The 14,752-nt window shown below is 64.3% G+C and carries 14 protein-coding genes and 2 pseudogenes; 4 read left to right on the top strand and 12 right to left on the bottom strand.

Annotated features, from left to right (window positions below; all coding sequences use genetic code 11):
* Nucleotides 1–432: 432 nt before the first annotated feature.
* Entirely contained in the window at nucleotides 433–1,020 is a 588-nt protein-coding gene (locus QQY66_RS36915; RefSeq protein ID WP_301984676.1) for a hypothetical protein, read from the top strand.
* 428 nt (nucleotides 1,021–1,448) lie between these two features.
* Here the strand turns inward: QQY66_RS36915 and QQY66_RS36910 are convergent, their stop codons facing one another.
* From QQY66_RS36910 to QQY66_RS36895, 4 genes are all read right to left on the bottom strand, one after another.
* Nucleotides 1,449–2,066, bottom strand: a complete 618-nt coding sequence (locus QQY66_RS36910) for a hypothetical protein (protein WP_301984675.1) — start codon at nucleotides 2,064–2,066, stop codon at nucleotides 1,449–1,451.
* Nucleotides 2,067–2,247: 181 nt separating this feature from the next.
* Entirely contained in the window at nucleotides 2,248–2,457 is a 210-nt protein-coding gene (locus QQY66_RS36905) for a hypothetical protein (protein WP_301984674.1), read from the bottom strand.
* A 206-nt stretch (nucleotides 2,458–2,663) separates the two neighbouring features.
* Complete coding sequence (locus QQY66_RS36900; protein WP_301984673.1) at nucleotides 2,664–2,873, bottom strand: DUF397 domain-containing protein; 210 nt, start codon at nucleotides 2,871–2,873, stop codon at nucleotides 2,664–2,666.
* Nucleotides 2,874–2,881: 8 nt separating this feature from the next.
* Entirely contained in the window at nucleotides 2,882–3,733 is an 852-nt protein-coding gene (locus QQY66_RS36895; RefSeq protein ID WP_301984672.1) for a helix-turn-helix transcriptional regulator, read from the bottom strand.
* Nucleotides 3,734–3,967: 234 nt separating this feature from the next.
* On the opposite strand from QQY66_RS36895, the gene QQY66_RS36890 reads away from it, so the two are divergent.
* A complete protein-coding gene (locus QQY66_RS36890; RefSeq protein ID WP_301984671.1) occupies nucleotides 3,968–4,375 on the top strand; it encodes an ATP-binding protein in 408 nt (135 codons plus the stop codon).
* An 859-nt stretch (nucleotides 4,376–5,234) separates the two neighbouring features.
* Here the strand turns inward: QQY66_RS36890 and QQY66_RS36885 are convergent.
* Entirely contained in the window at nucleotides 5,235–5,588 is a 354-nt protein-coding gene (locus QQY66_RS36885; protein ID WP_367667023.1) for a hypothetical protein, read from the bottom strand.
* Nucleotides 5,589–5,881: 293 nt separating this feature from the next.
* Between QQY66_RS36885 and QQY66_RS36880 the strand changes: the two genes are divergently transcribed.
* Entirely contained in the window at nucleotides 5,882–6,724 is an 843-nt protein-coding gene (locus QQY66_RS36880) for a DUF6461 domain-containing protein (RefSeq protein WP_301984670.1), read from the top strand.
* Nucleotides 6,725–6,751: 27 nt separating this feature from the next.
* On the opposite strand, the pseudogene QQY66_RS36875 reads toward QQY66_RS36880, so the two are convergent.
* The 3 genes and pseudogenes from QQY66_RS36875 to QQY66_RS36865 form a co-directional block, all read right to left on the bottom strand.
* Nucleotides 6,752–7,644, bottom strand: a pseudogene (locus QQY66_RS36875) (IS982 family transposase).
* 66 nt (nucleotides 7,645–7,710) lie between these two features.
* Nucleotides 7,711–8,091: a YrdB family protein gene (locus QQY66_RS36870; protein WP_301984669.1), complete on the bottom strand. Its 381-nt coding sequence runs from the start codon at nucleotides 8,089–8,091 to the stop codon at nucleotides 7,711–7,713.
* A gap of 128 nt (nucleotides 8,092–8,219) precedes the next feature.
* Nucleotides 8,220–9,065: pseudogene (locus QQY66_RS36865) on the bottom strand (IS5 family transposase).
* 526 nt (nucleotides 9,066–9,591) lie between these two features.
* Here QQY66_RS36865 and QQY66_RS36860 point away from each other — a divergent pair.
* Nucleotides 9,592–10,317: a hypothetical protein gene (locus tag QQY66_RS36860; protein WP_301984668.1), complete on the top strand. Its 726-nt coding sequence runs from the start codon at nucleotides 9,592–9,594 to the stop codon at nucleotides 10,315–10,317.
* Between the two features lie 66 nt (nucleotides 10,318–10,383).
* Here the strand turns inward: QQY66_RS36860 and QQY66_RS36855 are convergent, their stop codons facing one another.
* From QQY66_RS36855 to mycP, 4 genes are all read right to left on the bottom strand, one after another.
* Nucleotides 10,384–10,896, bottom strand: coding sequence for a hypothetical protein (locus QQY66_RS36855; RefSeq protein ID WP_301984667.1), 513 nt, complete (start codon nucleotides 10,894–10,896; stop codon nucleotides 10,384–10,386).
* A 36-nt stretch (nucleotides 10,897–10,932) separates the two neighbouring features.
* Nucleotides 10,933–12,231, bottom strand: coding sequence for a putative T7SS-secreted protein (locus QQY66_RS36850; protein ID WP_301984666.1), 1,299 nt, complete (start codon nucleotides 12,229–12,231; stop codon nucleotides 10,933–10,935).
* A 19-nt stretch (nucleotides 12,232–12,250) separates the two neighbouring features.
* Nucleotides 12,251–12,553: a hypothetical protein gene (locus QQY66_RS36845; protein WP_301984665.1), complete on the bottom strand. Its 303-nt coding sequence runs from the start codon at nucleotides 12,551–12,553 to the stop codon at nucleotides 12,251–12,253.
* Nucleotides 12,554–13,321: 768 nt separating this feature from the next.
* Nucleotides 13,322–14,731, bottom strand: coding sequence for a type VII secretion-associated serine protease mycosin (mycP, locus tag QQY66_RS36840; RefSeq protein ID WP_301984664.1), 1,410 nt, complete (start codon nucleotides 14,729–14,731; stop codon nucleotides 13,322–13,324).
* Between the last annotated feature and the right edge of the window lie 21 nt (nucleotides 14,732–14,752).

Raw genomic sequence — 14,752 nt, 5'->3', positions numbered from 1 at the left:
GGCCCGGGCGCGATCGGCAGCGAGCTGGGACTTCCTCACACCGCCCGTCCCGACCGGAGTGCCACCTGAAGGCGCCACCGAGGTGCCGGCCGTCGCCAGGTTGTGGTGGATGGCCTGGCCGCTGATGTCCAGTGAGTGGTGTGCATCGTGAAATCGCAGGTCACGGGTCTGGGATGAGTGACGATTCGGGTACTCGTGGCGGTCGGCAGCTGATGACTCCCCAGGAGCTACCGGAGCCAGCAGGCCGCTGTCGGGCGAACCGTCCCGACATCACTCAATCAAGTTCAGTAGCAGGGAAGACCCTGCGGAGCGTTCTTCCTCATCCAGCCCGAGGACTGGAACGCGACCGCGCACGACCGCAAGCAGGCGACCCCCGACCGCGTCACCCGGGCCCAGGACGCCGGCCTCACGCGAAGGATCATCTAGCTCCGCATGACCGACTCCCGCACTCGGGGCCCTGTGACCCGGATGATCCTCCGGATCTGCGGCTGGATCTGCGGTGGCATCGCCGCCTTCGTCGCTGCGTTCTGGGCCGTCACCTCGACCGCCGATCTCGCACTGTCCGTGGGCGTCTACGGCACCCCGGGCACGTACAAGGTGGAGAGCTGCTACGACACCAACCACCGCCGTAATCGGTCCGACTACGACTGCTACGGCGACTTCACACCCGACGGCGGCACAGCCGACGACGCCGTCTACGTACACCTCGACGACACGGGGCACGACTACCCGGACGGCACCGAGTTCGACGCACAGCAAGGGCTCGAGCCGCAGACGATCCAGCGGACCGGGATCCGGGGCATCGTGGGCGAGCTGTGGCAAGTTGGTTTCGCCGTGGCCGCTCTCACCTGGCTCGCGTACCTGGTGATCAGGCCGCCCAAGTCGGACAAGCCGAACCGGAGCCGAGAGCCTTCCCGGCGCGAGAGAGCGGCCGACAACATGGGCGGCGCTGTCATCGTCTGCGTCGCTGTGGGCATCCTCGGCTGGATCGCCAACCTCGCGGTGTCGATTGCCTCCTAGGTCCTGGCGTCAGACTCCCGCCTCCCCGGCGACGCCTGGCACACACGCTCGCGGCGTCGCCGGGCCGCCCTCGCCCCTGTAGACAATGTCCGCCTGTTCCCTCGGTGCCCGGGAGTACCTCATGCACCGCGACCCGTCCTGGGATCCATATCCCGTTCGCGTGGGTACACGGCATGGAGACGGCGATACGAGGAGTTGTTCGACGCGGTGTCCGCGGTCTTCCCGTCGTCGCCCCGCTGGTTCGTCCCGCTGCCCGAGCTCCGCCACGAAGAGGATGCCAGCAAGGCGCGCGTCGGGGCGAAGCTTGCCGGTGATCGGACAATAGGAAGTGAAGTCTCAGCCGACCACTGTCCACGCGGAGCTCGACCAGCCCACTACCGGAATCAGCTTCGGAATGTTCCTGACGGTGGTGCCATGACCGTCACGCGTCAGCCGCCTACTTGCGCAGCGAACGACTCCGCATGTGTGGGCACCGACGCCACCAATGTGATCCACGACCCGTCCGCAAACACCAGCTCGAACCGGCCACGCTGGAAAACGCCCTTGAGGTTCGCGCGGACTCCAAGGACACTAGACCGTGGGGCCTCCCACTGAAGTTCGTACGCGCGATCCGTCTGCCAGAGTTTTGCGCGGTCCGCGAGTACAAGCACCCGGCGTTCGGTGAACACGACCGCCAGCGTCGTGGCGGGCAGACATGCGGCCGTGTAGTGCGTCACCAAGAACTGCCCTGCCTGGCTCTCCCATCCGCCGTGCATGCCCTCGCCGTGGGCTCCCCGGGTGAGGGCATTCTCGACCGTCTGTTCAGCGCCTTCCATCGTCCGCTCGAACCGAGTGACGGGCTTCGGTTCGCTCGGCCGCAGGAACCTCTGCACTGCCCCGGGCAGGCGGGACTTGAGTCGGCGCTCCAGCTCTGACTCCCTGGGCGGCTGCCGTAGCCAGACCGGCCGCTCCGGTACACCAGGAGCCGTCTCGCACTCACATACCGCGAGTAGCCGCTCTCCGGGCTGGAGATGCGGTTGGACCTGGTCACGGCAGTCCTTGTTCATCCTGCGTTCCCTCCGATCAGATGAATGGCCAGCCGAAGGGGTTGTCCCAATATCGAGGTTCCACCGTCCGCCGATCATTGTCGGATGGATTGGCGATCCCCAACTCCTCACGAGCGGACGTGCTTGGGTTGTGGTTTCCCGCCAGCCGGTCGTCGACTTCTTCGGCAGCGATGCCCGCGGCTCATTCCGCACCCTCCTGAGCAGTCTGCCCGACAGGGTCACCGGTGAGGCCGGCCGCGCCGAGCGCGGCCTTTCCAACGGTCTTCACGGTCGGATGGGCGGCGAAGGCTGTCAGTCCATCGGCGGTTTTCAAGTCGCCGACGTGCTTCCAGGTCCACGGCTTGGCCGTGCTGAACCTGTTCGTCTTGGCGAGCGCCTTGAGGGCCTTCATGGCATCCGCGATCTTCCTCAGCTCTGGGCGAGCCGTGCCACCACGCTAGCGATTCGGGTGGCTGCCAAGGCGCCCTCGGCGGCGGCCGCTGCCGCGCCAGCGGCTCACGCAGATCGGCGACGGCGCCGACGACGCGTCGAAAATCCGCGCCGGGCACAGGTCGGCGAACTGGCGACGCCAGGAATCATGACCAGCAACACGCTACGCTACGGGCCTTCAGTGCCACGGCCGGTGTCGGCTTTGATGTCGCTGATGAACACCGTGAAGGTGCCGACCGGGAAGAAGAGCGTGCCCTGGGCCGGGGTCTTCGAGTCGCGTATCGCGACTCGGGTGTGGAGGTTCGCTATCTCTACGCAGTCGTTGCCCTCACCCCCGCCGGAGAAGGACGACTTCTTCCACTGAGCGGGGGCGGTCATGGCTGTCCTCACAGTTCCTTGGCCATCTGGTTGATGAGGTCGCGTGACTGCTCGGGGGTAAGCGACGCTTCCTTCACCCTACGGAAGAGTCTTCGAAAGTGCTCCAGCTGGGCTTCGGAGTCGATGAAGCCCGTGCCGTGCGGGGCATCGCGCACGACGGTGTCCAAACAGGACACCGCTCCACCGACGTACACCATCGCGCTTCCGGCTCCGGCAAAGTCGTCCAATCCGAACGGGATGACTCGCACAGTCACGTGATCCGCATCGGACAGCTCGAGAATACGGGCCAGTTGAGCCCGAGACGCCGCACGGCCGGCCACCTGGATACGGAGGGCCGCCTCGTGGATCACGGTCTCGTACGGAATGGGGTCGGGGCCTTCGATAATGACCTTCCGCCTCATCCTGTGCTTCACCCGATGCTCCACCTCGCTCCTTGGGAACTCCGGGTTCATGTAGGAGAAAAGGGCGCGCGCGTAGGCGTCCGTCTGGAAGAGCCCGGGCACATGGATGATCGACACGTCGTGGCGGAACGTCGCGAAGTGATCCAGTTCGGAAAGGTCCAAGTAGGCAGCCGGAAGAGTGCCCCGGTACTCCTCCCACCAGCCGCGGGTCCGATCAGTGGCCATGGCCACCAGAGCGTCGATCAACTCAGCGTGTGAACACGCATAGTTGGCCGCGAGGCGACGTACGCGTTCCTCACTGACGCCTGCGACGCCGGACTCGATCTGACTCATCTGGACCGAGCTCACCCCCAGCAGCGTCGCCGCCTCGGTGGCCTTGAGCCCTGCGGCATCGCGAAGCTTGCGCAACTCGGCACCCAGACGCGCCTGGCGTGCAGTGGGATGTCGCCGTGTCGCCATGTACAGCTCCCTGGTTCAACTCACTGGCCGGGGTGCCCCGTTCGGATGTCAGATTACGCGAACGACTTGCAAGGTACTAAGTTTCAGACCTACCGTCAGTGACGCGACGCACACGCTGCGAACTTCGGGACCCCGGAAGCGCACCGCTCCGTCCTGCCATGACGGCTGCGGCACTGCCACCGCCCGCCCTGCGGCGAATTCGCCAACTCCCCTTCTTTCAATAGGAGTTCCGTCATGCCGGAAAACGAACCCTGGGAATACTCCCTCTACATCCCGAACGACCCACCCGCTGTCACCATCCGTCGTCGCACTGTCCGTCTGACCCTCGCGATGCACGGCTTGATCCACCTCGTCGACACCGCCGAACTCCTCGCGGCGGAACTGATCTCCAACGCCGTACGCCACACCAAAGGGCCCGCCGCGCTGCGCCTGCGGTGGCGCGGCGGCGTGCTGCGTATCGGCGCCTGGGACGCTGACCCCGAGCCGCCCGAACCTCCTTCGAAGCTGGGCGACTTGGTCGACGCGGAGGAGGGCCGCGGTCTCGCACTGGTCCGCGCCTGCGCCGACCTATGGGGGTGGCAGCCGCTGGCCAGAAATGGCAACCGGGGCAAGTACGTGTGGTGCGAACTCGCTGCCGCGTAGGTCGCGCAGTCAGGTCAGCGGGAGTCGGCCATCCCGTACTCGCAGGCGATCCCTCGTCGCGGGCCTCCGGAGACATTGCCGCCAGAGAGCCGCCGGCGACGCCATCCTTGACTCAATTGGGCCAGGGACGGATCCGGTAACGCACTGACGCGCGCATCATTCCGTCGTGTTGACCGCGGGTGTAGAGCTTGGCACCGCGTTGGGTGCCGCCCTAGTAGCTGTCCGGCAATTACCTTGAGCGGGTCTTCGCGGGCGCTGAACGTGGACGGTCAGGCCCTCTCCACCAGTGCCGAGTAGGCCCTCTCGAGGCCCTGCGTGTAGCCGGCCCCCCAACTCGACATAGACGTGCCCCGCCGGCCGCACAAGCCTCACGTAAGGCAGAGCTCTGTTCCCTGACCCACGCGGCGATCTCCCGGCAGGTGGCGTCATCGGCTCCATCGAGCCAGTCCGGGGCGGCCCTCAAGTGTTCGGTGGTCAGCTCCGTGTTTCCCAGGAAGACGGAGCGCAATGGCATCCCGAGACCGGTGGCGGCTGCGGCCGCCGCCGGCGTGACGATGTCCCCCTCGACCACATAACCGTCCAGGGGATCGGATGCATCGAGCCCCTCCGCGGTGGCACGGATGAACTCCACGAGGAAGGGCTGCACCCGTACAGCCTTGTCCGGATGCGTACCGTGCCGCACGCCGTGCTGGGGCGCAGCGCGCTGCAGCATCGAAACCAGAGCGTCGGTCGGGCATCCCGGGATGCCATCCCGGTCCAGCAGCATCCATGCGAGCGTGCTCTTGCCCACCCGTGGCGGGCCGCCTATCAGGTAGATGATGTGCAGATAGTCAGGCAAGCGGGTGTGGTCCAGCCAATCTCACAGCTTGCCGGTGATGACTCCGCGCCAGGTCCACCCCGCGCCCAGGACGGCCTCCTGCAGGGGATTCTTCAGGTCAGAACTGTCGAAGCTGAACGTCTCGGTCGCTTCGGTGCCGCCGTTTTCGCCCCCGCCGAGCGTCCAGCGCTTCGAGACCGTCTGTACCTGGCCGCGTTGGGCCTCGGCCGCGATGGCCAGACTAGGGGTGTCGCCGACCCACGTGACCTCGTACTGCTGGTCGAGGGAGCGGACTTCGTGCTTCTCCGGGACCAGGAGCGCATACGGACCTGGAACACTCGGCTCACCTGCGTGCGGACAAAGAAGGTCTGCCAGGCCGGGTCCAGGAGGCGCCACTCCGCCACGAGGTCGGCGCCCTCCGCGCTGCCGTCCCGGATGACGTACGGGACGTCGGGGCGATTGAGGCCGAGCAGAGCCGCGTGGATCTCAGCGGCGGATCGTGGAGCAACACCATCGGCGGGGTGCTTGGTTCCGGTGAGCTTGTCGAAGAGTCCCATGAAATCAACCTATGAGCTCGTAACAGATCATGTTGCTAACACGGACTCGACGGCGCGGCCCGAGGACCAGCTCCAGCTGTAAGAACCGGCTTGCACCGGGCGTTGTCAGAGGCGTCAGGCACACTTCGCCGTATGAACTTGGTGACCGCGCACGACTACGCCTGGATCCGCACCTCGCCGCTCTTCCGCCACATGATGGAGAGCGGATACACCCTGACACTGATACGGGGGCGGACCCCGCGCGAGGTGCTGCGCGCGATGGAGTCGGAACCACGCGGCACCGGGGAGGGAACGGCCGGGCTGATCGAGGCGGACGACGCTCACCGCGCCGAGGTGGATTACGACTACTGGGACGAGTCCTGCGTCGCGGGCGCCTTCAGCGCTCCGGGCGAGAACGGCGACTGGACACTCGTCCTCGGTTTCGACGGCGGCCTGGGGATCGCGGCACCGTGCGTGGAGACGCTGTCGAGGGGCGGCCGGGTCGTGGCGCACTCGACCAACGGCGGCAAGCCCATCCACCTCTTCCACTGGTTCGAGGACGGTGAGCTCCGTACGACGTTCGAGGGCCCCTCGTCGCGCGACGGCAACACCCCCGATGAACTGGTCCCCCTGCTGCGGGAAGTCGGCTTCCCTCTGACCTCCAAGGGAGAGCACGACGAGAGCGTCCCGGACGTCGACCGGAAGGCGGCGGTCCTCGCTCTGGCCGAGAGACTCACCGGCATACGCGTCACTGAATCCCTTCTCCAGGACGCTACGTACGAGTTGGGACTCGTCCCCGAACAGCCCGCCGAAGAGTGGACCAGCGTGGTCATCGACATCACCGATGCCCACGGGGAGCGCCTGCACAGGGAATGGACCTACGAGGAGATCGCGACGGCGTCGGACCGCGTACGGGCGGAGGCAAACGCGCCGGTCGTGATCACCTACAACGAGCCGCCGGCCATGGATCGTTCGGAGCACGAGACAGGTGAGTAGCGAGCTTGACGAGTAAGTCCGATGTGTTCAGTGATCGAATGCGATGAGGGAGCGCATGATGAGTGCTCCGGTCTTGTGGTTGCGCCAAATCTCAGCGGCCATGGCAAGGATGCGCTGGGCGATGCGGACGGCGACACCCTCGTGAGTGCGGCCGCCGTGCTGTTCCAGGTCCAACTGGCCCTTGAGTGTGTCGTTCACGGACTCGATTAGCTGGCGTACGGGCTTGAGCAGTCCCTCGCCCTTGCGCTTCTTCTCCCGCTTGAACGACGGCCTCAATAGCTGGATGCCGCGCATCGCGAGGTCGTTTTCGAACTCCTTGGAGGCGAAGCCCTTGTTGGAGATCAGGAGGAGTCCGGGCCTGTCTGTGATCAGGTTGGCCTCGATATCGAGCATGGCCTGTAGCACTTCGCGCTCATCCATCTTCGGGTTCGCGAGGGCTCGCAGGATCGGCATGCTGGCCGGGGTGCAGACCAGATACAGGCGAAGGCCCCAGAAGAACCGGGAGTGCGACGCGCAGTACCCATATCCGGCCCAGCCGGCCATCACCGAGCGTTTCACTGTCGGCCGGGACATCCCGCACGGCACCGGTGTCGAGTCGACGATCCAGTGGTTGTCAACCAGAAGTCCGTGTCCACGGCAAGCATCCGTATCGACTTCTTCACCAGTGGCAATGCCGCCTTGAGGCGCTTGTTGTACCCGGACTGCTGCGGCAGGTACGGGAACATCGCGGCCAGGTTCGCGTGCGTGTACCGCAACCAGCGCGTCTCGGAATGGAAGCCGAGCAGCGCCTGCGCGACCGCGAGGGTGACCAGCTCGGCATCGGTCAGCTGCGGTGGCCTCCCCATCCAACGGCTGGCTTCCAGCTCGTCATCGACCTTCACATACAGCGCGATCAGCAGAGTGTCCAGGTCATTCGCCACGCAACGATCTTGGACGTCCTCTCTGTGCTCCCGAACGCACCGCCCGCCTGATACGGGTGGGCGGGCTCAATGCCTGAGCAACCACAAAACCCGGTCCCACGACAGAAGGTGGTACACGGACAGCACACCGGCGAGTACCACGGCGAGAGCGCGGAATCCTGCCGCGTACAACGCCGCCGCACCACCGAAGAACACAGCCAGCTCCAGCAGGAACCGCAGCGGACCAGGTGTCGCAATCACCGCCCCACCAGACCGGGACGCATCGTCTGGGGTGGCAAACACTCCCCACAGCACAGCCACGACCAGGGGAACGGCAACCACGGAGACGTACCGCAGGGAAGCAGACGCGGTAACCCATGCCCAGAGCCCGAAGCACGCCAGAGCTACCAGCTCCAACACAAACCTCACACCGAGAGCCAATGGGTGAAAGCCATACCTGGACGACATACGCGCAGTTCCTTCTGTCGCAACCCCTCCATGATCACAGACCGCCGCACGGGAGGCTCACGAACCTGATCAGACATCGCACTTACTCGTCTAGCGCGTGAAGGGTGCCCCGGTGTACTCGCCGCCCTCTACAAGGGAACTTGCCGCCACGGGGTCTTCAGCGAAGATGGTCCGGCAGACTTCTTGAGCCGTCGCCGGCAGATGAGGCCACAGCCCAGTGAGACGAAGGCATCGTGGAGGTCGAGGCGTCGCTCCCACCGCACAGCCAGGCGCTTGAACTGGTGCAGCAGGGCGAAGGTCTGCTCGACCACGTAGCGGAGCTTGCCCAGGCCCTTGAGGTTCGGGGCGCCTCTGCGGGAGATCACCGGCAGGATCCTGCGGCGCCGAAGTTCACGGCGCACAGTGCATGAGTCGTATGCCTTGTCGCACAGGACGGAGTCGGGTCGCCTTCGTGGGCGGCCGGTTCGTCCGGCGACGGGCGGGATGCCGTCGACCAGGTTGAGGGTTTGGGTGATGTCATTGACGTTGGCGGCAGTTGTGATGCCCCGGAGCGGGGTGCCGCGTCCGTCGCAGATCAAGTGGTGTTTGCTGCCTGTCTTCCGCCGGTCGACCGGCGACGGATCAGTTGCGGCACCCCCTTTTCGCGCGGACGTGAGAGCCGTCCACGCACGCGCGCGTCCAGTCGAGTTCGCCGGCCGCGTGCAGTTCGGCGAGCAGGATGCGGTGCAGCTGCTCGAAGACTCCGGCCTTCTGCCAGCGGTCCAGGCGTCGCCAACAGGTCTGTCCGGAGCCGAACCCGAGCTCCAGCGGCAGGAGTTGCCAGGCGATGTCCTGACACAAGACGTACAAGATGCCCTGCAGGCACAACCGGTCTGGTACCGGCTTCGGCCCTGGTGACCGCTCGGGCCAGGGTGGCAGCAGCGGTTCGACCATGCCCAGAAGTCGTCGTCCACGATCCACGGCCGAGTCGTCACACGACGCAAACGGCCGGATCATCACATCGGTTATGCCCGACCAGGGCACCTCAACAAGATCTTGTTACGAACTCTATAGAGAGTCGGATTGACGGTGCAGGATGTGCCGCTGTCAAGATAAAGCACCCCGAAGCATACTTGACGGGACCGCTCAGGACATAGGCCGGAGCACATTCGCTGCGTGACGGAAAGGTCGGTCTACCTCGAGCGCCGCGCTCAGGAAAGATGGGCGCGCACAGAGATAGCCGCATACCAGCTCAGTCAGAGCAACTTGCGCTGCATCATGACCTCTTCACTTTACCTCTAAATTAACTTCACCCGTAAGGAGGAACCGAAAAAACCATTGACTGCGACGGGAATCCGAGAACAAGATGCACGCCTGCAACAACCATCAACGGCCGCGCGGTTCAGCTCACTCATCGATTGCGAGCTCTGCCATGCTGCCGCCAGTCACCGGTGCACACCTTCCATGATCAGGAGCCACCCCGATCCATTTGCCGTCACGCGTCCGTCATAATCTTGAGCCATGGAGCCACTGGCAGGGATACTGATCAAGGCGTTGCTCTTCGCCTTCATCGCAGGCATGTTCACCTTGGTGATCAGCATGTTCATGCGCAGACGCAGGGAGGATGCGCGGATCAGGAACGAATGGTCGCAGATCGCCCAGATCGCTCCGGAACGCGGCTGGACGTACGATCCATGTACGCGAGGGCAGATTGACCAGTACGGCGGCATGGGTCCCATTCTGCACAAAGGCGAGAATCAGGCCGCTTGGCACTACACCACAGGCGAGTTCCGCGGACGTTCCTTCAAGTATTTCGAGTACCGCTACAAGCGATCCGCGGTGGATGGTGACGTTAGCGACTTTGGGGACCACAGGCGTCTCGTCATCAAGGCAGTCTTCATCGTCACGGCGCCCGGCTCGGGGTCGTACATGGAGATCCTTCGTAGGAGCAAGCTGGGCGCACTGGCGGACGGGCGGCCCGGGAAGCCTCTCGGTGTACCGGAGTTCGACAAGGAATTTCGGGTTCTTGCCAAGGATGAGACGTTCTTCCGGAGCGCATTGAACGGCGACATCGCGTCCTTTATGCTCGCGGACCCCCGAGCCAAGAGGGCCCCTCTTCGGTTCCGCGACGACGAACTCATCACTTGGTACACAGGTACCCTGTCTCCGCAGACCGTGGACGAGAAGTTGAACTACCTGTGCGATGTGCTCGACCGTATTCCGGAACAGGCTTGGACTACTGCCTGAGCAAGCAACCAGAATGCCTCTCGCCCCGGTGTAAAGGCTCACCAGGGCGAGGGACATTCAATTCGGCTAGGCCGGAGCATCATCAGCCGGTCGCACAGTCCTGATGAACTGCTGGAAGTCTTCAATGACCTGGTCGAGTTGGCTCGGCTTGGCGGTGAGGACAAGTTCGATGACGACACGCTTCGCCGGATTCTTGACGTCCTCCATGCTGAGGTACACCTGGCTCTGGAGCAATTCCAGAGGCTCTCCCCTCAGGGTCGTGGAGAGGCGGAGATTCTGAACCACCCCAGGGGAGTCCGTCAGGCCTGGGACATCCGGTGTACCCACTTCGGTCTTCTTGATGACCTCCACGGGCCCTGCCTGCTGCAGCTGCCGCACCGACTCGTCGGCGATCTGCCACAAGGATGCACTGTCGTTCCGCATGCGACCCGCGATGGTGATGTTCGCCGTGAAATCGCCCACGGAGGCGAGATGGAGCGCGACGAAGGCTACGCCGGGTGCCCCCACCTCGTCCGGCGGCGCCGACTGCCAGCCGTCCGGTAGCGAGAACGAGATCTTGATCGGCAACGTGGTGGCCATCGTGAATTTCACTTCCTTGATGAGCGTCAGCTCAGGCTAGAACCAACTACCGACCGTGCTGTCCCAGGCATCGCCCACCGCGTCAGCCGCGTCGCCGGCCGAGTCGACCATCTTGCCGGGATCGATGGTGACATCAACAGAGACCTTGCCCCCGACACCCAGACCGACTCCGACATCTCCGCCAATGGTGAACTTGCCGTCTTTCATGCCTATGTCGGCATGACCGGCAGCCCCCACCCCTGCCCAGGCCTCTCCGCCGACACCGGCGCCGATACCGCCGACGTCAGCGGAAACGGACCCCGTGGCCTTGGCTCCGGCGAATGCCTCCGCTCCGGCGTGCAGTCCGTCCTTGCCGGCGGACAGGTTCGCCGAGGCTTCGGCACCGGCAAAGGCCTTTCCCTCGGCCTGTGCTGCAGCGATGCCGTATTCCACCTTGCCGCTCGCGGTAGCCTGCGCCAGGTAGGCGCTCCCCGAGACTCCGGCCTGCAGTCTCCCGTTTGTAACGCTGGCAGCAGCAGATCCGTCTACTCCGAGTGCTGAAACCCCTGCCGCGCCCTTCAGTGTGGTGCCACCCGCCGTCGTCTCTCCGGAGGCGCCTGCGGACCACGCACTAGCGCCTCCGGAGAACTCGGCGAGCTTGATATTGACGTCGGTCTTCCTGCCAGTGGCCGGATCCGCCGGATCCCCGTCTGCAGGCTGTGCAGCCTTGTCTCGGATATACCAGTTGCCGTTCTCGTCCTTGCCCCACTCCTTATCCGTGCGCCAGTGGCCGTCCTCGCCTCTGGGCCGCCATCTCTCGTTCTCCCACAGCAAATGGCTTTGCGTCGACTTGCCGACCCCGTGCTCGTCGGTCCACTGCTTGGCGTCAACCCAGTCCCTGGCCTCTGCGAGCCAGCCGGGGCTGTCGGAGGCACCCCCTGCAAGGTCGTCAAGCTTCTTGCCCAACATCTCGGCCTCGTGTTGAAGTTGCTGACGCGCCCCCTTCAGCACCGATTCCGCCGAATCGTGTTGGCCGCCCTCCCACTGCGCGATCGCTGTTGCAGCCTGCTGCTGCGCCCAGCTCAGCATGGAGGAGTACGACGTGACCGCCTTGGCCGCTCCCGACATCGCGTCGGAAGCGAGATACCAGTTGGTCTTCTCCTTGGACAGGGTGGGCCAGAAGGCGTCACTGGCCTTACCTGTCCAGCCTGGGATGCGCAGGCCACCCAGACCGTCACCGATTCCATCGAGCTTGTCCGACCAGTTGGTAAGGGCGGTGGTGAGCTCACCAAGCTTCTCGACGTCTCCCGGGATGAGTTCCTTCGGGTCAGTCGTCTCCCCGAGCGCAGCAGCCATGAATGCGGATTCCTTGTCCCTAACTCAAGTCCGACTTGACCGAATTCACAGCGTCATGGATGGCCTCGTCCGTGGCTGCGTAGTTGTTGCTGGCTGAGTTCAACCCTTCTGCCAGGGTCGCGGCGCAATCCGCGAGGAACTCGACGCCCGACTGCCACGTCGCACAGAATGTCACCAATGCCGCAGTCGCCGAATCAACCCCGATCGATGACCCCTGCTTAGCCAGAGGCTCCAGATCCACTTTCTCGACCGGCGTGAGACATTCCAGAATGCCCGACGCGCCCTTTTTCAGGATCTCGGGGTCTACTTCGAGATCAGTCACCGCAAGATCCCCCTTTTAACTCCGCCTGTACCCAGCCGCATTAGCACCATCCCCCATACGTTATCACCAAGATCGCATCCCAAAGGATGCGCCCTCACCACCTATTCACGCCACCTTTCACGCGGCCACGGACCCTTTCGTCATGGCCACGGCTTGAGCGACGGCGTCGGTGTTCGCATTACCCCCAGTGCGATCACAGCCTCGCCTGCCGCGGTTCCGTCTGTCACGCTCCGCGAGGTTCCCGATCATGGGTGTTCCGACTTCCCAGCTCTGCCGCTCAGTTGGCTGGCAAGCTTGCCGCCGACGATTCGGCCAGCGCCCCCCTCTTACTGGCCCTGGTACGGGGGTTGCTGGGGGTAGGGATTGGGGTGCTGGGGCGGCTGACCCGGAGGAGTAGGGTAGCCCTGATGGGGAGTTGGTGAGTACGGCTGCTGGGCGGGCGGGTAGATCGGCTGCTGGGGCGGGTAACCCGTGTTCTGCGGGTAAGTTCCGGCACCAGGGCTGACCGGGCCGGTACCGGAGTTGCGTCGGCTACGGGTTACGGCAAATACGATGACGGCGGCAATTACGGCTCCGATGCCGATCACGCCGACGATCAGGACGATGGCGCCCACTGAAGAGGGTCCCCTCTCGTTCTCAGACTGATTCGCTGCGCTGGCCGCGTCCTCGAATGCCTCCTCAGGCAGTCAGCCATGACCGTTTGCGCAAGCATCCATGAATGAAGAGGCAGCAGCGATGCGCCCTCCACCCGTGGATGGGGAGTTACTCCTACTGGCCTTGGTGCGGGGGCTGTTGGGCGTAGGGGTTGGGGTGCTGCGGGGATTGGCCTGGAGCAGTGGGGTACCCCTGGTTGGGGGCGGCGTTGGGATACGGCTGGTGGCCCATCGGAGGCTGAGTCGGGTATCCCGAGCCATAAGCGGGGGTTCCACCGCCCGAGCCTGGGCCACCGTTACCGCCGTTGCGGCGGCTGCGAATTACCGCGAAGACGATCGCACCAATGACCACAACGGCGGCGATACCACCAGCAAGCACGAGGATATTGCTCGATGAGGACTTCTTCTTTTTGGCCTGGGTTGACGTGCCCGTCCCCTCGGATGCCTTGCCGGAAGTGGAGCTTGCCGACTGGAGCTGGCCGAGAGGGTTCTCCTTGGGGCCAGCGGGGATGTCCATTGTGACCGCCTGGCGGGGGCGGATAATCCCGTAGCCATACTCCTCGTCGGGTGCCTTAAGTCCCTTGTGACCGAGGAACGAGGCCGACTTGATGAGGCGGTTGATGACCTGGCCTGCCGTGAGGTCAGGGAACTTTGAGCGGACCAAGGCGGCAGTGGCGGATACGTAGGCTGTGGCATCCGATGTGCCGGTTGACATGCTGTACTGCTGCGACCGCGTCGTATCCGCCGCGAGAATCTGAGCACCAGGAGCCATTAGGGTTAGCCCTTTTCCGGTGTTGGAGCCATCCCAGCGGTTGCCCTCTTCGTCTACAGCACCGACAGAGACAACGCCGGGCAGCGCTGCCGGCTCGTCGACAGCAATAGACCCTTCATTTCCTGCGGATGCAACGACTACGACATCGTGGGCTTGCGCATACGCGATGGCGGCACGACCGTCACTTAGAGTCTTGCCGCCATCGTTACCGAAAGAGAGATTGATAACCTTCGCGCCATGGTCCACTGCGTATCGAACCGCTGCGGCCCAGGTCTCATCATGATTAGGGTCCTTCTGCGTCTGAATGACACGAAGGGGCAAAATCTTCGCCTTTGGTGCGAACCCGACCATGCCAGACGCATTTCCAGCGCCATGGCCGTGCGCAGCGATGAGGCTCGCCATGCTCGTCCCATGACCGTCCACGTCTTTCTGGGCGTTACCTCCGCCAGTGAAGTCTTTACCCTCAAGGACCTGTCCGGTTAGATCCGGGTGACTGCCGTCCACGCCGGAATCTACTACGGCGACAGTCACCCCCTCCCCTTGAGTCTCTGCCCAGGTGTCTTCCATCGCGAATACGTCCAAGACCCACTGTTGATCCCTGACGTAGTCAGCTGAGGCGACTGGGGCCGCAGTGAGGAGCAAAGCCCCTGTCAATGCCACGACTCCCGCCGCAGACCAGACTCGCTTGAAACCCACTTCCTGCTCCTCACTCAAATACGACTGGCTCGCCAGCCTTTCATGCAGGCGAGCCACACGCTCCGTTCCGTGCGGCTC

It is taken from the genome of Streptomyces sp. DG2A-72 (assembly GCF_030499575.1).
In the GTDB taxonomy this organism is placed as follows: Bacteria; Actinomycetota; Actinomycetes; order Streptomycetales; family Streptomycetaceae; genus Streptomyces.
This window is presented reverse-complemented; position numbering and strand designations above follow the sequence as displayed.

Coding starts and splice junctions, on each gene's coding strand:
- QQY66_RS36860 (WP_301984668.1), top strand. CDS start 9,592: ATGGAGCCACTGGCAGGGATACTGATCAAGGCGTTGCTCTTCGCCTTC.
- QQY66_RS36855 (WP_301984667.1), bottom strand. CDS start 10,896: ATGGCCACCACGTTGCCGATCAAGATCTCGTTCTCGCTACCGGACGGC.
- QQY66_RS36850 (WP_301984666.1), bottom strand. CDS start 12,231: ATGGCTGCTGCGCTCGGGGAGACGACTGACCCGAAGGAACTCATCCCG.
- QQY66_RS36910 (WP_301984675.1), bottom strand. CDS start 2,066: ATGAACAAGGACTGCCGTGACCAGGTCCAACCGCATCTCCAGCCCGGA.
- QQY66_RS36905 (WP_301984674.1), bottom strand. CDS start 2,457: ATGAAGGCCCTCAAGGCGCTCGCCAAGACGAACAGGTTCAGCACGGCC.
- QQY66_RS36895 (WP_301984672.1), bottom strand. CDS start 3,733: ATGGCGACACGGCGACATCCCACTGCACGCCAGGCGCGTCTGGGTGCC.
- QQY66_RS36890 (WP_301984671.1), top strand. CDS start 3,968: ATGCCGGAAAACGAACCCTGGGAATACTCCCTCTACATCCCGAACGAC.
- QQY66_RS36900 (WP_301984673.1), bottom strand. CDS start 2,873: ATGACCGCCCCCGCTCAGTGGAAGAAGTCGTCCTTCTCCGGCGGGGGT.
- QQY66_RS36880 (WP_301984670.1), top strand. CDS start 5,882: ATGAACTTGGTGACCGCGCACGACTACGCCTGGATCCGCACCTCGCCG.
- QQY66_RS36870 (WP_301984669.1), bottom strand. CDS start 8,091: ATGTCGTCCAGGTATGGCTTTCACCCATTGGCTCTCGGTGTGAGGTTT.
- QQY66_RS36915 (WP_301984676.1), top strand. CDS start 433: ATGACCGACTCCCGCACTCGGGGCCCTGTGACCCGGATGATCCTCCGG.